Source organism: Streptomyces sp. SolWspMP-5a-2 (assembly GCF_900091845.1).
Classification (GTDB): Bacteria; Actinomycetota; Actinomycetes; order Streptomycetales; family Streptomycetaceae; genus Streptomyces; species Streptomyces doudnae.
The window spans coordinates 15,141-33,897 of the sequence record NZ_FMCI01000272.1 but is presented as its reverse complement, the minus strand read 5'-3'; the positions used below and the strand labels follow the sequence as shown (position 1 = coordinate 33,897).

The 18,757-nt window shown below is 72.3% G+C and carries 15 protein-coding genes and 2 pseudogenes; 8 read left to right on the top strand and 9 right to left on the bottom strand.

The features are described 5' to 3' along the window. The 3 genes and pseudogenes from GA0115242_RS41945 to GA0115242_RS27805 all read right to left on the bottom strand — a co-directional run. Positions 1–235, bottom strand: a pseudogene (locus GA0115242_RS41945) (thiamine pyrophosphate-binding protein); the annotation flags it as partial. 338 nt (positions 236–573) lie between these two features. Beyond that, a pseudogene (locus GA0115242_RS42560) lies at positions 574–828 on the bottom strand (thiamine pyrophosphate-binding protein); the annotation flags it as partial. Then, on the bottom strand, positions 825–1,610 hold the full coding sequence (locus GA0115242_RS27805; protein ID WP_093833215.1) for a cyclase family protein: 786 nt from the start codon (positions 1,608–1,610) through the stop codon (positions 825–827). The pseudogene GA0115242_RS42560 and the gene GA0115242_RS27805, both read right to left, overlap by 4 nt. A 184-nt stretch (positions 1,611–1,794) precedes the next feature. Between GA0115242_RS27805 and GA0115242_RS27800 the strand changes: the two genes are divergently transcribed. After that, the gene (locus GA0115242_RS27800) at positions 1,795–2,676 is read left to right on the top strand and encodes a PhzF family phenazine biosynthesis protein (RefSeq protein ID WP_093833213.1); all 882 of its coding nucleotides are present in this window, start codon (positions 1,795–1,797) and stop codon (positions 2,674–2,676) included. Here the strand turns inward: GA0115242_RS27800 and GA0115242_RS27795 are convergent. After that, positions 2,631–3,431, bottom strand: a complete 801-nt coding sequence (locus tag GA0115242_RS27795; protein WP_093833211.1) for a CPBP family intramembrane glutamic endopeptidase — start codon at positions 3,429–3,431, stop codon at positions 2,631–2,633. The genes GA0115242_RS27800 and GA0115242_RS27795 overlap by 46 nt on opposite strands. Before the next feature lie 184 nt (positions 3,432–3,615). Between GA0115242_RS27795 and GA0115242_RS27790 the strand changes: the two genes are divergently transcribed. Next, on the top strand, positions 3,616–5,370 hold the full coding sequence (locus GA0115242_RS27790) for a substrate-binding and VWA domain-containing protein (RefSeq protein ID WP_093833209.1): 1,755 nt from the start codon (positions 3,616–3,618) through the stop codon (positions 5,368–5,370). A 6-nt stretch (positions 5,371–5,376) separates the two neighbouring features. Here GA0115242_RS27790 and GA0115242_RS27785 read toward each other — a convergent pair whose 3' ends face one another. Continuing rightward, entirely contained in the window at positions 5,377–6,894 is a 1,518-nt protein-coding gene (locus GA0115242_RS27785) for a glutamate-cysteine ligase family protein (RefSeq protein ID WP_093833207.1), read from the bottom strand. A 551-nt stretch (positions 6,895–7,445) separates the two neighbouring features. Between GA0115242_RS27785 and GA0115242_RS27780 the strand changes: the two genes are divergently transcribed. Together GA0115242_RS27780 and GA0115242_RS27775 are read left to right on the top strand one after the other, a co-directional pair. After that, entirely contained in the window at positions 7,446–8,030 is a 585-nt protein-coding gene (locus GA0115242_RS27780; RefSeq protein WP_093833205.1) for a hypothetical protein, read from the top strand. 474 nt (positions 8,031–8,504) lie between these two features. Beyond that, the gene (locus tag GA0115242_RS27775) at positions 8,505–8,711 is read left to right on the top strand and encodes a DUF5999 family protein (protein WP_093833203.1); all 207 of its coding nucleotides are present in this window, start codon (positions 8,505–8,507) and stop codon (positions 8,709–8,711) included. 148 nt (positions 8,712–8,859) lie between these two features. Here GA0115242_RS27775 and GA0115242_RS27770 read toward each other — a convergent pair whose 3' ends face one another. The 4 genes from GA0115242_RS27770 to GA0115242_RS27755 form a co-directional block, all read right to left on the bottom strand. Beyond that, positions 8,860–9,624 carry a carbohydrate ABC transporter permease gene (locus GA0115242_RS27770; RefSeq protein WP_237549348.1) on the bottom strand — a complete coding sequence of 255 codons (765 nt, stop codon included), beginning with the start codon at positions 9,622–9,624 and terminating at the stop codon, positions 8,860–8,862. A gap of 62 nt (positions 9,625–9,686) precedes the next feature. Further along, positions 9,687–10,685 (bottom strand): carbohydrate ABC transporter permease, encoded by a 999-nt coding sequence (locus GA0115242_RS27765; protein WP_093833198.1) that lies wholly within the window; start codon positions 10,683–10,685, stop codon positions 9,687–9,689. Positions 10,686–10,691: 6 nt separating this feature from the next. Further along, positions 10,692–11,987 (bottom strand): extracellular solute-binding protein, encoded by a 1,296-nt coding sequence (locus GA0115242_RS27760; protein WP_093833221.1) that lies wholly within the window; start codon positions 11,985–11,987, stop codon positions 10,692–10,694. 246 nt (positions 11,988–12,233) lie between these two features. After that, complete coding sequence (locus GA0115242_RS27755) at positions 12,234–14,066, bottom strand: APC family permease (protein WP_093833196.1); 1,833 nt, start codon at positions 14,064–14,066, stop codon at positions 12,234–12,236. A 379-nt stretch (positions 14,067–14,445) separates the two neighbouring features. Between GA0115242_RS27755 and GA0115242_RS27750 the strand changes: the two genes are divergently transcribed. The 4 genes from GA0115242_RS27750 (at position 14,446) to modB (ending at position 18,688) form a co-directional block, all read left to right on the top strand. Continuing rightward, on the top strand, positions 14,446–16,395 hold the full coding sequence (locus tag GA0115242_RS27750) for an APC family permease (protein WP_093833194.1): 1,950 nt from the start codon (positions 14,446–14,448) through the stop codon (positions 16,393–16,395). Positions 16,396–16,430: 35 nt separating this feature from the next. Then, positions 16,431–16,826 (top strand): TOBE domain-containing protein, encoded by a 396-nt coding sequence (locus tag GA0115242_RS27745; protein WP_093833219.1) that lies wholly within the window; start codon positions 16,431–16,433, stop codon positions 16,824–16,826. Between the two features lie 183 nt (positions 16,827–17,009). Then, positions 17,010–17,834 carry a molybdate ABC transporter substrate-binding protein gene (gene modA, locus GA0115242_RS27740; protein ID WP_256089769.1) on the top strand — a complete coding sequence of 275 codons (825 nt, stop codon included), beginning with the start codon at positions 17,010–17,012 and terminating at the stop codon, positions 17,832–17,834. Further along, the gene (gene modB / locus GA0115242_RS27735; protein ID WP_093833190.1) at positions 17,831–18,688 is read left to right on the top strand and encodes a molybdate ABC transporter permease subunit; all 858 of its coding nucleotides are present in this window, start codon (positions 17,831–17,833) and stop codon (positions 18,686–18,688) included. The genes modA and modB overlap by 4 nt, the downstream gene beginning before the upstream one ends. Positions 18,689–18,757: the final 69 nt, after the last annotated feature.

Here is an 18,757-nt window from a genome sequence, read left to right as displayed (position 1 = left end):
GGGTGGTCCAGCCGGTCAGCGAGCAGCCCCAGCCGACGACCAGGTCGGCGCCGGTGATCAGGTCGGCCGCGAGCGGGGACGCGAAGCCGCCGCTGACGTCGAGCGACCAGGCGCTGCCCCGGAAGAGCCCGCGCGCGACCGCCGAGGTGGCCAGCAACGCGCCGTGCCGGTCGGCGAGTTCGAGCAGGGCGTCGCGGGCGCCCGGGGTCCGCGCGCCGCGCCCGGCGACGAACACCGGTCGGCCCGCCGCGTCCAGGAGGTCGGCCAGCTCCCCTGCCCGGCGCGGGTCGGGCTCGACGGGGTCGGGCCCCGGGGAGTCGCGATGTCCGCGGGCACTCCCCCGGGCGCCTGTTCCTCCTGCACCGCCAAGGGGAGGTTGAGCAGGACCGTACGGCGTTCGGCGACGGCCCGGCCCAGCGCGGCCAGCGCCTGGTCCACGGCCGCGTCGGCGCTCGTCACCCGCGCAGCCACGGCACCCACCGCCCGCGCCAACTCCGTCTGTCCGACACGGAAGTTGGAGTGCGGCGCGGTCGCCTCGGCGGCCAGCACGAGCAGCGGGGTCCGGCTCTTGGCGGCCTCGGTGATGCCGGTGAGGGCGTTGGTGAGCCCCGGTCCCTGGTGGAGGCTGAGCACGGTCGGGGCGCCGCTGGTGCGGGCGTACGCGTCGGCCATGGTCGCCGCCCCGCCCTCGTGCCGGGCGGCGACGAACCGCGCCCCCGCCGCGACCATCGCGTTGGTGACATGGAAGTTGCCGGACCCGACGACCCCGAAGACCTGCCCGACCCCGGCGGCGACCAGCGCCCGCCCGACGGCCTCGGCGACCCTCACGACCGCTCCACCAGGGCCAGCACCCGGGCCGGGGCGCCGGATCCGGTGACGATGGGCAGCGGCCCGGCGAGGATCACGGCGCCGGCCGGCGGCAGCGCCCCCAGGTTCCGCAGTTGCGTGAGGCCGTACTTGCCGCTGCCCAGCAGATGGGCGTGGCAGGGGAACGGCGGGTCGAAGGAGTGGGCGCGCCCCGCGTCGGTGCCGACGGTCTCGACGCCGAGGCCGAGGACGGGGGTCTGCTCGGCGACCCAGCGGGCGCACTCCGGGGAGAGGCCGGGGGTGTGCGGTCCGGTGCCGTCGGCGTTCAGGTACTCCTCGGCGCTGTCGGCACGGGCGTCCCAGCCGGTCCGCACCAGCAGCCAACCCCCTTCCGGCAGCGGCCCGTTGACGGCCTCCCAGGCTTTGACGTGGTCGATCTCGACCAGGAAGTCGGGGTCGGCGGCGGCCTCTTCGCGGACGTCGAGGACGGCGGCCGGGGCGACGAGCCGCGCGGCGGGCACGGACGCGATGTCGGCGAGGTCGCGTCCGGTGGCCCAGTGGACGGGCGCGTCGAAGTGGGTGCCGGTGTGCTCGCCGCTGCGGAAGTTGTTCCAGTACCAGGCCGGGCCGCGGTCGTCGTAGCGGCTGATCTCCTCCAGCACGAACGGCTGGGTCTGCCCGAACGGCTCCGGGAGCTGGATCACCGGAGTGGACGCGTGGAGCGGCGCGGTGAGGTCGACGACCTCGATCCGGCCACTGTCCAGGGCGGTCAGCAGGGCGGCGAGGACGAACGGCTGGGGCATGACGGCCTCCGGGGTTCGGACGGGACGCTCCACCACACGGGCCGCGTCGGCGCGGACCGTCCGCCCAGGGTGGCAGCGGTCGGCCGCACGGGCACCGGCCGCGCGGCGACGGCCTCGTCCGATCGGGCCAGTCGTCACGGATTGGCCTTGGTCGGCCGCGCGCGCGGCCCGTAGCGTCGGCGTCATGCGCATCCGAATCGTCGACGCCTTCACCGACCGCCCGTTCGCGGGCAACCCGGCCGGGGTCCTGCTCCTGGACGCCCTGCCGGACGGCACCTGGGCCTACCCGGAGGACGCCTGGCTCCAGCACGTGGCCATGGAGGTCAACCACGCGGAGACAGCGTTCGCGCACCGGCTGCCCGAGGGCGGTGAGGCGGACTGGGCGCTGCGCTGGTTCACGCCCGCCACCGAGGTGAACCTGTGCGGGCACGCGACGCTCGCGACCGCCCACGTGCTGCACTCCACGGGCGCCCACCCGGGCCGGGTCAGGTTCGCGACCCGCAGCGGGGTGCTGGTCGCGACGCCCGAGCCGGACGGTTCGATCACCCTGGACTTCCCGACCGCGCCGCTGCGCGAGGTCCCGGTCCCGGACGGCGTCGCCGAGGGCCTGGGCGCGCGCCCGCTGGCCGCCTTCGACACCGGCCCGAACGTCGGCGACCTGCTGGTCGAGCTGGCGGACGAGAAGACCGTCCTGTCCCTGGCCCCCGATCACCGGGCGCTGGGCGCGCATTCGGCGCGCGGCGTCATCGCCACCGCGCGGGCCGACAACCCCGCCCGCGGCTACGACTTCGTCTCCCGCTGCTTCTTCCCGAACGTCGGCATCGACGAGGACCCGGTGACCGGCAGCGCCCACACCGCGCTCGCGCCGTACTGGGCCGAGCGGTTGGGCAGGACCGCGCTCACCGGTCTCCAGGCGTCGGCGCGCTCGGGCCGGGTCCGTACCGAACTGCACGGTGAGCGGACCCTGTTGGGCGGGCGCGCGGTCACCGTGATCGACGGCGAGCTGCGCGCCCGGCCGGATCAGGCGGTGGGCAGCCAGTCGACCTTCCCGGCGAGCAGCGCGTAGCCGACGAACGCCCCGATGTCGAGCAGCGAGTGGGCCACCACCAGGGGGCCCACCCGTCCCCAGCGACGGTAGAGGAGGACGAAGACGACGCCCATCACCAGGTTGCCGATGAAGCCGCCGATGCCCTGGTACAGGTGGTAGGAGCCGCGCAGCACCGAACTGGCGACCAGCGCGGTGCCGGGGGTCCAGCCCAACTGGCCCAGCCTGCGCAGCAGATAGCCGACGACGATGACCTCTTCGAGGATCGCGTTCTGCAGCGCGGACAGGATCAGCACCGGGTACTTCCACCACACGTCGGGCAGCGCCTCGGGCACCACGGTGAGGTTGAAGCCGAGGCCGCGGGCGGCGAGGTAGAAGGCGATGCCGGTGCTGCCGATGACGGCGGCGACGCCCGCACCGCGCCCGAGGTCGTACCAGGGCCGGGTGCGGTCGAAGCCGAGGACGCGCAGTCCGGCGCCCTCGCGCAGCAGGAGGTGGGCGACGAGCGCGACCGGCACCAGGGCGCTCGCGATCCCGAACAGCTGCCAGGCCAGGTCGAGCCAGGGGCGGCCCGGCGCGGCGGACGCGTTGAGCGTCGCGGCCTGGTCCTTGAGACCCCCCGGTTTCGTGACGGAGCCGACGAAACTGATCAGGGCGGAGACTCCGCTCGCACCGAGCGAGAGCCCCAGAACGAGCAGCGTCTCGTCACGGAGGAACCGCCGTGAGAGCCGCTCCGGTGGAAGAGAATCGGCCACCGCACCCGCCTCTGCCTGCACACCTGCCTCCAGTTGAGTAATCCAGCCTCATCCGTGTCCGCGCGCCGCTAGGGTCTCGGAAGGACTGACGAACATCGTGCGCGACCGGCCGTCGGGGGACGGACGCCGTGCGGGGCGTACCCCTTTCTTCTCGCCACGCGACCGGCTTCCGGCCCGCGGTCCGACAGGGAGGGGCACCACCGTCATGGGACGTCACAGCTTGCCCGATCAGTATGGGGCGGGCGGCAGCGGCCCCCGGTCAGGGACCCGTCGGCGCGTGGTGCTCGTCGCCGCGTCGCTCGTCCTCGTCGTCGCCGCCGGTACCGCCGTGGTGCGCGACGGGCTGTTCTCCCTCGACGGGGCGTGCCGGGACGGGACGGTCCCGCTGCGGCTCGCCGCCTCCCCCGACATCGTCCCCGCGCTGCGGGCCGCCGCCCGCAAGGCCCGCGCGGAGGACGTCGCCTCGGACGGCCGCTGCGTCGCCGTCGCCGTGACGGCGCGGGAGTCGGCCGGGGCGACGGACGCGCTCGGCGCGGGCAGGGGGATCGGCGCGCAGGTGTGGGTGCCGGACTCGGAGCTGTGGATCCGCAGGATCACGGCGGACAGCAACGCCACCGACGTGACGACGGCGGGCACGGTCGCCTCGACGCCGATCGGGGTGGGGATCGTCCCGGACGCGGCCGAGGCGCTCGGCTGGCCGGACAAGACCTACGACTGGGCGGAGCTGGCGGGGGCCACGCTCGGCGACGACACGGTGCGGCTGGGCGCGGCCGACCCGGCCCGCAGCGCCACCGGGCTGCTCGCCCTGACCCGGCTGGGCGCGGCCGCGGGGAAGGCCGAGGGCGGCGGCACCGAGGCGGCGGCGATGATGAAGGCGCTCTCCGAGCGGATCTCGGACAGCGACAGCAGGCTCCTGGACACGCTGCCGCGCGACGCGTCGGACGGCGAGCGCGACGACCCGCGGCGCAACCGGGCGCTGGTCCTCACGGAGCAGGTGGCGTACACCCGCAACAGCGGGGACGACGGCGGCCTCGACCTGTTCTATCCGCGGGACGGCTCGCCGCGCCTGGACTACCCGTACGCCATGGTCGGCGAGCTGTCCACGGACCAGAGCCGGGCCGCGCTGCGCTTCGTGAACTACCTCCGCAAGCCCGAGCAGCGCGCGCTCCTGGAGAAGCACGGATTCAGGACGGACGCCGAGCGGGCGCCGGAACGCGTCGTCGAACGCGCGGGCGGACGCAAGCCGCAGCCGTACGCGGCGCCGCAGGCCGCCCCGGCCCCGGACGCGGCGGTGGCCGAGGCGCTCGGCACCTGGACGATCACCGTGCAGAGCGCCCGGATCACGACCGTCGTGGACGCCTCCTCGTCGATGTCCGAACCGGTCGAGGACACCGGCCGCTCCCGGATGGACGTCACCAAGGAGTCGCTGCAACGGGCCCTGGCCACCTTCACCGAGGACGACGAGATCGGCCTGTGGGAGTTCTCCACCCGGCTGGACGGCGACCGGGACTACCGCGTCCTGGTGCCGACCGGACGCCTCGGCGACCCGTCCGACGGCACCGTCCGACGCGCCAGGCTGAAGGCCGCCTTCGACGGGTTGCGGCCGGTGGCGAACGGCGCCACCGGCCTGTACGACACCGCGCTCGCCGCCTACCGGGAAGCCAACTCCTCGTACGTGAAGGGGAAGTTCAACGCGCTGGTGATCCTCACCGACGGCGTCAACCAGGACCGGGGCAGCATCTCCCGCGCCGGGCTGATCAGCGAGCTGGAGCGGCTGGCCGACCCGGAGCGGCCGGTGCCGCTGATCGTGATCGCGGTGGGCCCGGACGCCGACCTGCGGGAGGCGCGGGCGATCGCCGCGGCGACCGGCGGCTCCGGCCAGTCGGTCAGCGACCCGGCGCAGATCCAGGCGGTGATGCTGAAGGCGATCGTCGCGGCGGGCTCCCGGGGCGGCGGCTGAGGCGGCTCACCCCGCGGGCGCCGGTTCGGGGAGCCCGACCGGCCAGGTGTGCACCGGCTCGCCCTCGTGCGACAGGCGGCTGTAGCAACGGGTGGTGGCGGCCAGCGCGGCGTCGCGGCCGAGTCCGGCGTCCAGGGCCCGGTGGAAGGTCGCCGCCTGCCAGGACGCGCCGTTGACCCGGCGCCTGCACCGCTCCTCGATGACGCCGAGGTAGAGGTCGCGGTCGGCGCGTTCCACGCCCCAGGCGGCGAGTCCGGTCTCGGCCAGCGGCAGCAGTTCGTCCCGGACCAGGGTCACCGCGTCGACCTGCGCGGTGCCGCCGTACCTGCCGCGCCGCGGCCATTCGAGATGGGCCTCGATGCCGTGCCTGCAGGCCGCGTCGAAGTTGGCCTCGGCCGCCTCGAAGGGCAGCCGGGTCCAGACCGGGCGCGACTCCTCGGCGAGGGCGCGGACCAGGCCGTAGTAGAAGGCCGCGTTGGCGACGACGTCCGTGACGGTGGGCCCGGCGGGCAGCACCCGGTTCTCCACGCGCAGGTGCGGGGAGCCGTCGGCGATCCCGTAGACCGGGCGGTTCCAGCGGTAGACGGTGCCGTTGTGCAGGACGAGTTCGGCGAGGCTCGGGACACCGCCCGCCTCGATCACCTCCAGCGGCTCCTCGTCGTCGCAGATCGGCAGGAGCGCGGGGAAGTAGCGCAGGTTCTCCTCGAACAGGTCGTGCGCCGAGGTGATCCAGCGTTCCCCGAACCAGGTGCGCGGTCGCACGCCCTGCGCCTGGAGCTCCGGCGGGCGGGTGTCGGTGGACTGCTGGAACAGCGGCGGCCTCGACTCCCGCCACAGCTCGCGCCCGAAGAGGAACGGCGAGTTGGCGCCGACGGCGATCTGCGCGGCGGTGACGGCCTGCGCCGCGTTCCAGACGTCGGCGAACTTCTCCGGCGTGACCTGGAGGTGGAGCTGCACCGAGGTGCACGCGGCCTCCGGCACGATGGACTTCGAGGTGCAGGTGAGGCGCTCGACGCCGTCGATGTCGAGGAGGAAGTCCTCGCCCCTGGCGGCCACGATCTGATCGTTGAGCAGGGTGTAGCGGTCGACGTCGGAGAGGTTCGAGGAGACCAGGTCGTCACGGTCGAGGGTCGGCAGAATGCCGATCATCACGATTCCCGCGTCGACCTCCCCCGCTTTTCGATGGGCATATGCCAGTGACGTACGGAGTTCCTCGGCGAGCCGGTCGAATACCCTGCCGCCCAGCCGGTGGGGGGCGATGTTCACTTCCAGATTGAACATGGCGAGTTCTGTTTGGAAATCCCGGCTCGCGATCCGCTCCAGGACCTGCCCATTGAGCATTCTGGGCATCCCGTCCGGCCCGGCGAGATTCAATTCGATCTCAAGACCCATGAGGTTCTTGGGCCGGTCGAACCGCTTCCGCTCCAGCAGCAGCTCCAGCCCCGACAGACACCGCCGGAGCTTGTCGCGGTAGTGCTGCCGATCGGACAGGTCGAACCGACCCGCCACGACCTTCTCCCCCATGTGGGGTCCCTCCTTCGGGGGCGGTACGGGAGATTCCGTCCGCCCGGCCTCCTGGGTCACGGTGGATGATGCCCAGCCGAGCCGATCGATAACGTCCCCGGCCGGCCCCGGCACCCGCTACCCTGACCTGATGTGACCGGCGGCACATTCACGAGGCAAGAAGGTGGACCGGTTTCCGGAGCCCGGAAACTCGTGAAAAACGCCGACGAGAATGGGCCGACCGCGGTCCGGTACTTTCCCGAGGTCACCGCCGTTCCGCGGGATCGGAATCGGGATTTTTTCCGCACATCGCCGACCGAATGCACCCTTGCCGGGCGCGTCGGAAACGGGTAGCCGAAACCTGACCTGAACATATGTCGTATAAACTTCGCGGCTAGGCAGAGAGTTAGGCGCTCCCGGTACCGGAACCTGCCGTCGAGGTTGACGTGCGGCATGCCTCACCCACCCTCCTCGTTCCTGAGCCGTGGCCCGGCCTCTGACCTCGTGAGCAGACAGCGCCGTCCGCCCCCGCCCTCGCTCCACCGTGCCTGTCGAATGAGAGGCGACCCACCATGCCGCTGCATGTCCCCCCGGCTCCCGCGCCCGCACTCCGCACCGTCCTCACCGCCCTGGCCTCACCCACCGCCGTCCACGAGGCCCGCACCCCGTCCCTGCTGCGCGCGCAGGGCCCCCTGGCCCCCGAACTCCCGCTGCCCGTCCACGTGCTGGACGAGAGTGCCCCGGCCGGCACGCCCGCCACCCGGCTCGCCGGATGGCGGTTCCTGATCCGCTGCGGGGAGCGCTCGGTGGCCGCGGCCGAGACCAGGCTGACCCCCGACGGCTACGCCTTCTCGCACTTCTTCGAGGGCCCCTACATCGCCTCCACGGAACTCGCGCTGCGCCAGGCCGAGGCGCTGCAACAGCCTTACCAGCCACGCCTGTTGTCGGTGCCGCGCCTCTACATGCTGACGCTCTGGCTGCACGGCGACTGCGCGGCCGACGGCACCACCGGCCACCCGGCAGCCACCGACCTGCTCGTCCCGCTGGCGCCCGCGCCGCCCGGCATCGCCGCCCACCGGCCGCACCGGGCCGAGGAGTTGCTGCCCCGGCTGAGCCACCGGGCCACCCCCGCACCCCTGCTGGGCACACCCGCCTGAAGACAGCAGGAGGGCCGCACGAAGACCGCGGAAGGGCCGCGCGAGGACCACAGCGAATTTCGCATCGAGAGCCGCATCGAGGAGTGCGCCGAAGGCCGTCCGGCCTCACCCGCGACCCGACCGGAGCCGCACGTCCGCAGCACGTCCATGACGCACCCGCAGCGCGCTCGTACGAGCAGTCATCTGCTCGTACGGGCCGCTTCTCCGTGCCGTTGACCTGGACGGACTAGCCCCATCGGACCAGCCAGAACCATCCGAAGTGACAGGGCACGGGCGGTGAACCGTCCGCCCGGGTGACGCGTCATGAACCTGTGAGAAGAGGTGCCTCCAAATACCTGCGGAACGACGTCCGTGGGGCAACACTGGGGACACATCGACACGCCACCACGGGGGGCGGCCATGAACGAAGCTTCACGCCGCGGGAAAGACGCACAAGACATCGCCCACACGACGACAGAGCGAAAGATCCCACCCATGTGCCAGCACCAGCCAGCGTGCCCCTCAGCAGTCTCCGCCGACCGGGAGTCCGCGCGACTCCTGGCCCACCACCCGGAGCAGGGGTGGAGCCTGCTGTGCAACGGTGTTCTGCTGTTCGAGGACACCGGTGAACTGCTGCCCGACGGACGCGTCATCGACCCGCACCGCCCGGTGGGCGCGGGACACGTGATGTCCGCCGCCTGAACGGCGCCGGGCGGCACAGCACCGCCCGAGGAACTGGCGGGGCCGGTCGCGGGACACGCGGACCGGCCCCTGCGCGTACCGGGGCCCGCTCACTCCTCGTAGCCCCGCACGCGGCCGGTGTCACCACCGGGTCCGCGCTCCGCGCCGCTCACCCCTTCGTGGCCCCCGCGGTGAGTCCGCCGACCAACTGCCGTTCGGCGACGCCGTAGAAGGCCAGGGCCGGGACCATGGCCAGGACGAGGTAGGCGAAGACGCGGGCGTAGTCGGCCGCGTACTGGCCCTGGAACTGCTGGACCCCGATCGGCAGGGTCCACCAGGTGCTGTCGGTGAACACCAGCAGCGGCAGGAAGAAGTTGTTCCAGCTCGTGACGACGGCGAGGACCGACACCGTGCCGAGGGCGGGCCGCGCCATCGGCAGCAGCACCCGCCAGAAGAACCCGAACGGGCCGCAGCCGTCGAGGGTGGCCGCCTCCTCCAGCTCGCCGGGGATCTGCCGGAAGAAGCCGCGCAGGATGATGATGGTCATCGGCAGTCCGAACGCGGCCTGCGGCAGGACCACGCCCAGCGGGTTGTCCAGCAGGCCCAGCGAGCGCAGCAGCAGGAACAGCGGCAGCGCGGCCACCGCGAACGGGAACATCAGCCCCATCGTGAACACGGTGAACAGCACCTCCCGGCCGCGGAAGGCGAACCGGGCGAAGGAGAACGCGGCGAGCGCGGAGAGCACGACCACCAGGACCGTCGTCGCGACCGCGATCAGGGTGCTGTTGCCGACCAGCCGCCAGAAGTCCCCCGAGCCGAGGATCCCGGTGTAGTTGCCGGGGTTCCAGGGCGCGGGCAGGCCGATGGGGTTGCGGGAGAGCTGGTCGGTGGACTTGAAGCCGGAGAGGACCGCGTAGAGGAGCGGTACGGCCATCAGGGCGCCGACCACGACGAGGACGAGGTGCAGCGGCAGGTTCCGGGTCTTCCTCCGGGTGTTCACGTGCCGTCCCCCCGCATCGTGGTGGTGGCTCCTTCGAGATCGCGGCGGAGCACGAACCGCTGGTAGGCGAGGGAGAAGACCAGGCAGATGCCGAACATGACGACACTGATCGCGCTGGCGTAGCCGACCTGGTAGCGCTTGAAGCCGTACTGGAACATCGTCACGGCGAGCGTCTCCGAGTGGTGGTCGGGGCCGCCCTGGGTCACCACCCAGACCAGGTCGAAGAGTTGGACGGAGCCGATCACCGACAGGAAGACGCTGATGCGCAGGGTAGGGGCGAGCAGCGGCAGGGTGACGTTGCGGAAGCGCTGCCAGGGCCCGGCGCCGTCGATCAGCGCCGCCTCCGTCAACTCGGGCGGCACGGACTGGAGTCCGGCGAGGTAGAGCATCATGTGGAAGCCGAAGTACTTCCACGTCATGACGAGGAAGAGGGTCGCCATGACGGTCGAGGGGTCGGCGAACCACTCCCCTCCCAGCCCGTCCAGGCCGACCGCGCCCAGGACGTGGTCGGCGAGTCCGTCGCCCGGCGCGAAGACCATGCTGAACAGCACGCCGGTGATGGCCTCGGAGAGCACGTACGGCGCGAAGAACAGCATCCGGTAGACGGCCCGGCCGCGCAGCCGCTGGTTGAGCAGCACCGCCATGGCGAGCGCGAAGGGCAGTTGGAGCGCGAGGGACAGCACCACGAGGAACAGGCAGCGCCCCAGGTCGCCGAGGAAGACGGGGTCCTGGAAGAGGCGGGTGAAGTTGTCGGCGCCGGCGAGGTCCGACGGCATCCCGAAGCCGCCCCAGCGGAAGAAGGAGGCGTACAGCGCGAACAGCATCGGGAGCAGGACCAGACCGATGAACAGCACCAGGGCGGGCAGTTGGAAGCCGACCGCGGTCAGCAGGTTCAGGGTGCGCCGCCGTCGGCGCCCCCGGCCCCGGGAGGCGGGCGGGGGCGGCGGCGCGAGGTCGGGGCCCGTCCGTCCGCCGGGGAGGAAGGTGGAGGTCATCGCCGGTCACTGCTCTTGCTTGGCGGTCTTCGTGATGGACTGCGCGACCTGTTCGGGGGACTTGGACCCGGCGATGAGCGCGGCGACGCTGTCGTTGACCTCCTGGCCGACGGCGGGCGCGTACGCCTGGTCGAGGTAGAGCTGGAACCCGGTGGCCGCCTTCAACTGGGCCTGCACGGCCTTGGTGTTGGGATCGCTGAGCCCGCTCTCGGCGGCCGGTACGACGGGCAGCACCCCGGTCTTCTTGACGAGTTCCAGGTCGGTGGCCTCGGAGGCGAAGAACTTCAGGAAGTCGACGGCGGCCTGCGGGGCGCCCCGGCGCAGGGCGTGTCCGCCACCGCCGCCGAACACCTCGGTGATGGCGCCCTTGCCGCCCTCGACCGCGGGGAACGGGAAGAAGCCGAGGTCGGAGCCGAGGCCCTTGCCCGCGTCGGCCTCCACCACCGGCGCCCACTGGCCCATCAGCTCCATCGCCGCCTTGCCGTTGCCGACGGTGGCGGCCTGCCCGGTCGGCGCGGAGTAGGCGGCGCCGAGGAACCCCTTCTGGAACGGCTGGAGTTGGACCAGTTCCTTCAGGTGGGCGCCGGCCGCCACGATGCCGGGGTCGCTGAAGTCCTTGGTGTCGCTGGCCTTCCGGAGGGCGTCGATCCCGGCGGTGCGCATCGCGAGGTAGGCCCAGTAGTACATGCCGGGCCACTTCTCCTTGCCCGCGAGGGCGATCGGGGTGATCTTCGCGGCCTTCAACTTGCCCACGGCGTCGAGGAATCCGGTCCAGGTGGTGGGCGGGGTGTCCACCCCGGCCCGGCGGAACAGCGCCTTGTTGTACCAGAAGCCGACCATGCCGATGTCGAACGGGGCGGCGTACACCTTCTTGTCGAGGAGGTACGGCTCCTTGGCGACCGGGAGCAGCCCGTCGGCCCACGGCCTGGTGCGGCCGGTGAGGTCCTCGACGAGTCCGGCGTCGACCTGCTGCCTGAGCACCCCGCCGCCCCAGGTGTGGAAGACGTCGGGGAGCTTGCCCGACGCGGTCAGCGCCGTCATCTTGGCCTTGTAGGCGTCGTTCTCCAACTGCACGATCTTCAGCTTCACGTGCGGGTTCCGGGCCTCGAACTTCTTGGCGAGCGCGGCCCAGACGCTCTTGGTGGGCTCGGTCGTGGAGATGTTCCACCACTCGATCGTGGTGGTGCCCGACGCGGAGTCCCCGCCCGAGTCGCCTCCGCAGCCGCTCAGCGCCGTCATGCCGAGACCGGCCGCGGCGGAGGCCGCGAGGAAGCCGCGGCGGGACAGTTCCCGGTCGCCCATCATGCGCTCCTTGGGGTACGGGAGGCCGCGTCCACGACCGCCCACTGAGACCGAAAGTTTCGGAGATCATCCGGAAAGATGCGTTGATGCCGCACCCTAGAGACAGCTCCCAAACGGTGGCAACCCTTTGCGCACGGTCAATCTGCGGCCCAACTCCCGTGCCGGACACACCGATACGGGCAGAGCGGACCCGGCGTGGGCACGATGCCGAAACATTCGTCCACGTCATCGAACATTACGTAGCGGTCAGACCGTCAGCCGGAACGGGACGAGACACACCACGACGTCGGTGCGGGCCCGCAGCACGGTGGCGAGCAGCAGCCCGCGCTGGTTCTGGAGGATCTCGTACCGGCGGTGCCGCGGCTCGACCTCGGGGATCAGCACGGCGATCTGCCGCCCGCCGTCCGCGGCGTTCTCGTCGACCGCCCGCTGCACGTAGTCCACGATCGGCTGGACCAGGGAGTGGCGCGGGCTGTCGATGATGTCCAGCCGCACCCCGGGGTTCCAGTCGTCCCAGGCCCGCTGGAGCGCGGCGGACTTCCGCGGGTCGGCGTGCACGGCGACGGCGACCACCTCGTCCCCCAGCGCGAGCGCCGTGCCCACCGCGAGCCGGGTGAGCCTGCTGACCTCGCCGACCGGCACGATCACCAGGCTCCCGGTGCGCCGGTCGGGCGGCTCGGGCACCCGGCCGAGCTGCAACTCCGCGCCGACGTCGGCGTAGTAGCGCTGGATGCGCGCGAACAGCAGCATCATCAGCGGCACGGCGATCACCACCACCCAGGCGCCCTCGAGGAACTTCGTGGCGAGCAGGATGACCCCGGCCACGCTGGTGAGGACCGCGCCGGTGCCGTTGATCGCCGCCCGGCGCCGCCAGCCGGGCGGCCGCTCGCCCGCCCAGTGCCTGACCAGGCCGGTCTGGCTGAGGGTGAAGCCGGTGAAGACGCCGATGGCGAAGAGCGGGATCAGCCGGAAGGTGTCCGCGTCGGACGCCAGCAGCAGCAGCGCGGCCAGCAGCGCGAGCGCCACCACCCCGTACCGGTAGACGGGCCGCTCCGCCCGCAGCCCGAACAGGTGCGGCAGCCGGTGGTCGCGGGCGAGCAGGCTCATCAGCACCGGCAGCCCGCCGAAGCTGGTGTTGGCGGCGAGCAGCAGGACCAGCGCGACGGCGAGGTTGGTGACGTAGTACGGCCAGCCGTCCCCGTACGCCCCCGCGGTGAGCTGCGCGAGGACGGTCACGTCGCCGCGCGGCACCACGTGGTCGCGGTGGATCAGCACGGCGAGCCCGATCAGCATGATCCCCAGCAGGGCGCCCAGCATCAGCTCGGTGATCTGCGCGCGGCGGACCCTGGGGGTGCGGAAGCTGGGCACGGCGTTGGCGATGGCCTCGACGCCGGTCAGCGCGGAGCAGCCGGACGAGAACGCCTTCAGGATCAGCAGTACCCCGAGCGCCTGCTCGACGTGGACCGGTTGGTAGGTCCCGACGACGGCCACCGGATGGGAGCGGAACAGGCCGACGACGATCACACCGAGGATCGCGACGACGAAGACCAGCGTCGGCAGCATCAGCACCCGGGCACTCTCGGCCACGCCCCACAGGTTGACGACCGTCAGCAGGGCCAGGCCCAGCAGGCAGACGAGCAGCTTGTCGCGGCCGAAGGCGGGGAAGGCGGAGGCCAGCGCGTCGGCACCGGCCGCGAGACTGACCGCGACGGTGAGGACGTAGTCGACGACCAGGGCGGCTGCGGCCAGCAGGCTGAACCTCGGTCCGAGGTCCTTGCGGGCCACCGCGTAGGCGCCGCCGCCGTCCGGGTGGACGGCGATGACCTGCCCGTACGAGATCACCAGGGTGGCCAGCAGGAAGGTGATGGCGAGGGTGATCGGGAGGGTGGCCGTGAGCGCCCCGGTCCCGGCGACGATCAGCACGACGACGATGGCCTCGGGGCCGTAGGCGACCGAGCTGAGCGCGTCGAGGGAGAGCGCGGACAGGCCCTCCAGGCTGGTCAGACGCCGCTTGTCCCCCTCGCCCGGCCGCAGGGGCACCTTGGGTCGCAGCTGACGCCGTGCCAGGCCGTACACCAAGGGGACCTCCCCGGACGGGCGCGGACGATGACCCCCAGTCTCCGCCGCGACGGCGGGACGCGCGCCGCGGGTGACCCGCCCGGGTGAACGTCCGGGCCGCCGTCCGCGGGGCCCGCCCGGGTGAACGTCCCGACGCCCCTGCGGGCCTGACGCTCCGTGTCCGCAGGCCGCCGTCGCGCCGCACGGACCCACCGCCGCCCGGCGCCCCGCCCCGCCGCTTCCTGTGTCCGGGCTGTGCCGACCCGCGCGATCCTGACGCAAGCCTGACGCCCGCGCGCCGATCACCGGTGGGCCCCGGCGTCACGCTCTGCTTACGCTGGTTCAGCCGTCCGCGCGATGGCCGGAAATCCACCCCGCGCCACGTACCGGGAGCACGCCGATGGCCACCACCGAGCACCAGACCGCGGCCGGTCGCCTGCGCGCCTGGATGCTCCAGGGACTGGCGGAGATGAACAACAAGGGCGACCGCTCCACGGCGACCGCGGGGGCCGCCCACCACGGCCAGCCCTGGTACCGGGTGATGTGCCTGACCGGCGTCGACTACTTCTCCACCCTCGGCTACCAGCCCGGCATCGCGGCCCTCGCCGCCGGGCTGCTCTCCCCGGTCGCGACGATCGTGCTGGTCCTCGTCACGCTCGCGGGCGCCCTCCCCGTCTACCGGCGGGTGGCCGAGGAGAGCCCGCACGGCGCCGGTTCCATCGCGATGCTGGAACGGCTGCTGTCGTTCTGGAAGGGGAAGCTGTTCGTCCTGACCCTGCTGGGCTTCGCCGCCACCGACTTCCTGATCACGATCACCCTGTCGGCGGCCGACGCCTCGACCCACCTGGTCGAGAACCCCCATCTGACCGGCGCCCTGCACGGCAGGCAGATGACCGTCACGCTGATCCTGGTGGCGCTGCTCGGCGCGGTGTTCCTGAAGGGGTTCCTGGAGGCGGTCGGCGTGGCGACCGCGCTGGTGGGCCTGTACCTCACGCTGAACGTCGTCGTGGTCTGCGTCGGCATCTGGCACGTCGTCACCGCCGAGCACGTCGTCGCCGACTGGGCGGGCGCCCTCACCGCCGAGCACGGCAACGGCTTCGCGATGGTCGGCGTGGCCCTGGTCGTCTTCCCCAAGCTCGCCCTCGGCCTCTCCGGGTTCGAGACCGGCGTCGCCGTGATGCCGCTGGTCGAGGGCGACGCGGACGACACCGAGGAGCGGCCCACCGGCCGGATCAGGGACGCCAGGAAGCTGCTGACCACGGCCGCCCTGATCATGAGCGTGTTCCTGATCACGACCAGCTTCATCACCACGCTGCTGATCCCGGCCGCGGAGTTCCAGCCGGGCGGCCAGGCCAACGGCCGCGCGCTGGCGTACCTGGCCCACACCTACCTCGGCGGCGCCTTCGGCACGGTCTACGACGTCTCCACGATCGCCATCCTCTGGTTCGCCGGCGCCTCCGCGATGGCCGGACTGCTCAACCTGATGCCGCGCTACCTGCCCCGCTACGGCATGGCACCGCACTGGGCGCGGGCGGTGCGCCCGATGGTCATCGTCTTCATCCTGATCGCCTTCCTGGTCACCTGGATCTTCGACGCGAACGTCGACGCCCAGGGCGGCGCCTACGCCACCGGCGTGCTGGTGCTGATCAGCTCCGCCGCGATCGCGGTGACCATCGCCGCCCGCAAGGCCGGACAGCGGAACTGGACCATCGGCTTCGCGACGATCGCGGCGGTGTTCCTCTACACGACGGTCGTGAACGTCATCGAGCGCCCCGACGGCGTGAAGATCGGCGCCTGCTTCATCGCGGGCATCATCCTCGTCTCGCTGCTCTCCCGGCTGGCCCGCGCCTTCGAACTGCGGGTGACCAGCGTGACCCTCGACCCGATGGCGCAGCGGTTCATCCGGGACATGGCGAGCCGGAAGATCCGGTTCATCGCCAACGAGCCCGACCAGCGCGACCGGGCCGAGTACCGGGAGAAGCTGGACCAGATCCGCACCGACCACGACATCCCCGGCGAGGACTTCGTCTTCGTCGAGGTGACCGTCGTCGACCCGTCCGAGTTCGAGTCCGGGCTCACCGTGCGCGGCGAGGTCCTGCACGACCGCTACCGGGTGCTCACCCTGGAGTCGTCGTCCATCTCCAACGCGCTGGCCGCCTTCCTGCTGCACGTCCGCGACGAGACCGGGCGCACCCCGCACATCTACTTCGAGTGGACCGAGGGCAACCCGCTCGCCAACTTCCTGCGCTTCTTCCTCTTCGGCCAGGGGGAGGTCGCCCCGGTCACCCGCGAGGTGCTCCGCGAGGCGGAACCCGACCGCAGGGCGCGCCCCCGCGTCCACACCGGCTGACCCGGCCGCCCGGCGGCGGCTCTATCGTGATCGCCATGCAGTCCTACACCATCGGCCAGGCAGCGCGGCTGCTCGGCGTGAGTCCCGACACCGCGCGCCGCTGGGCCGACGCCGGGCGGGTGACCACCCACCGCGACGAGGGCGGGCGCCGCCTCATCGAGGGCCACGACCTCGCCGCGTTCTCGGTCGAACTCGCCAAGGCGGGCGGCGCCGAGGAGGAGACCCCGTACACCTCGGTGCGCAACGCCTTCCCCGGCATCGTCACCGCCATCAAGCTCGGCGACGTCGCCGCCCAGGTGGAGATCCAGGCCGGTCCGCACCGGCTGGTCTCCCTGCTCACCCGCGAGGCGGTGGAGGAACTCGGTCTCGAGGTCGGCATGGAGGCGACGGCGCGGGTGAAGTCCACGAACGTCCACATCGACCGCGTCTGACCGGCCCCCGGCCGTCCTCCCGTACGAACGTACATGCCACCCCTCTGACGCATTACGCCAGCTCATGCGATGCGACAGGAGACTTATGGCTCGCTGGTGCGTCAGTATGATCGGCGGACGGGGGCGGCTCAGCGGGCCTCTCCCGCCCTGTCAGCCCGACACGAAAACAGAGGGAGTGGACCCGTGACGACCCGTTCCGCGCGCCGGACCCGCCGCACGCTTCAGGTGGCCGGCGCAGGAGCCGCGGCGCTGCTCGCGCTGAGCGCCTGCTCCTCCTCCGACTCGGACAAGGACACCTCGTCCGGCACGTCGGCGTCCGCCTCCCCGAAGCTGTCCGGCACGGTCACCGTGTTCGCGGCCGCCTCCCTCCAGGGGAGCTTCGAGACGCTGGGCAAGCAGTTCGAGAAGGAGCACCCGGGCACCAAGGTCACCTTCAGCTTCGGTGGCAGCGACACCCTCGCCGCGAACATCACCGGCGGCGCCCCCGCGGACGTCTTCGCCGCGGCCAGCCCCAAGACGATGGCGATCGTCACCGACAAGGGCGACGCCGCGGGCACCCCCGAGACCTTCGTCCGCAACCAGCTGGAGATCGCCACCCTGCCGGGCAACCCCGACAAGGTGACCTCCCTGAAGGACCTCACCGGGCCCGGCCTCAAGGTCGTGCTGTGCGACAAGACGGTGCCCTGCGGCGCCGCCGCGCAGAAGACCCTGGAGGCCAGCAAGCTCAAGCTGACCCCGGTCTCCTACGAGCAGGACGTGAAGGCCGCCCTCAACAAGGTGGTCCTCAAGGAGGCCGACGCCGCCGTCGTCTACAAGACCGACGTGAAGGCCGCGGGCGACAAGGTCGAGGGCGTGGAGTTCCCCGAGTCCTCCAGCGCCATCAACGACTATCCGATCACCCTCGTGAAGAACGCGCCGAACCCGGCCGCCGCCAAGGCGTTCATCGCCCTGGTCAGGTCCGCCGACGGCCAGAAGGTGCTGACCTCGGCCGGGTTCCTCAAGCCGTGACCGCGACCGGCAAGCCCGCCGCCGCGGCCTCCCTCCGGGGCGGGCCGCGGCGCGGGCGCGTCAGGTCGGGCACCCGCAGGGGCGTCCCGCTCCCGCTGCTGCTGCCCGCGCTGCTCGGTCTCGCCTTCCTGCTCCTGCCGCTGCTCGCGCTGGTGGTCCGCGCCCCCTGGAGCACCCTGCCCGACCAGCTCACCAGCACCGAGGTGTGGCAGGCGCTGCGGCTCTCGCTGCTCTGCGCGACCTGCGCCACCCTGGTCAGCCTGGTGCTCGGGGTCCCGCTCGCCTGGGTGCTGGCCCGCACCGACTTCCCCGGACGCGGCCTGGTCCGCGCCCTGGTCACCCTGCCGCTGGTGCTGCCGCCGGTGGTCGGCGGTGTGGCGCTGCTGCTGGCGCTCGGCCGCAACGGCGTGGTCGGCCAGTGGCTCGACGACTGGTTCGGCGTCACCCTGCCCTTCACCACGGCCGGTGTCGTCGTCGCCGAGGCGTTCGTGGCGATGCCGTTCCTGGTCATCAGCGTGGAGGGCACGCTGCGCGCCGCCGACCCGCGCTACGAGGAGGCGGCCACCACCCTGGGCGCGTCCCGCTTCACCGCGTTCCGCCGGGTCACCCTGCCGCTGATCGCGCCGGGCGTGGCCGCGGGCGCCGTGCTGGCCTGGGCACGGGCGCTGGGCGAGTTCGGGGCCACGATCACCTTCGCCGGCAACTTCCCCGGCCGCACCCAGACCATGCCGCTCTCCGTCTACCTGGCCATGCAGAGCAACCCGGAGGCGGCGATCGCGCTCAGCCTGGTGCTGCTGGCCGTGTCGATCGCGGTACTGGCGGGCCTGCGGGACCGCTGGATGACGGCCTCCTGACCCCCGACGGAGACACGGACCGCGGCTCACCACCGCCACGCCCGGCACGAACGACAGCCACGACACCGC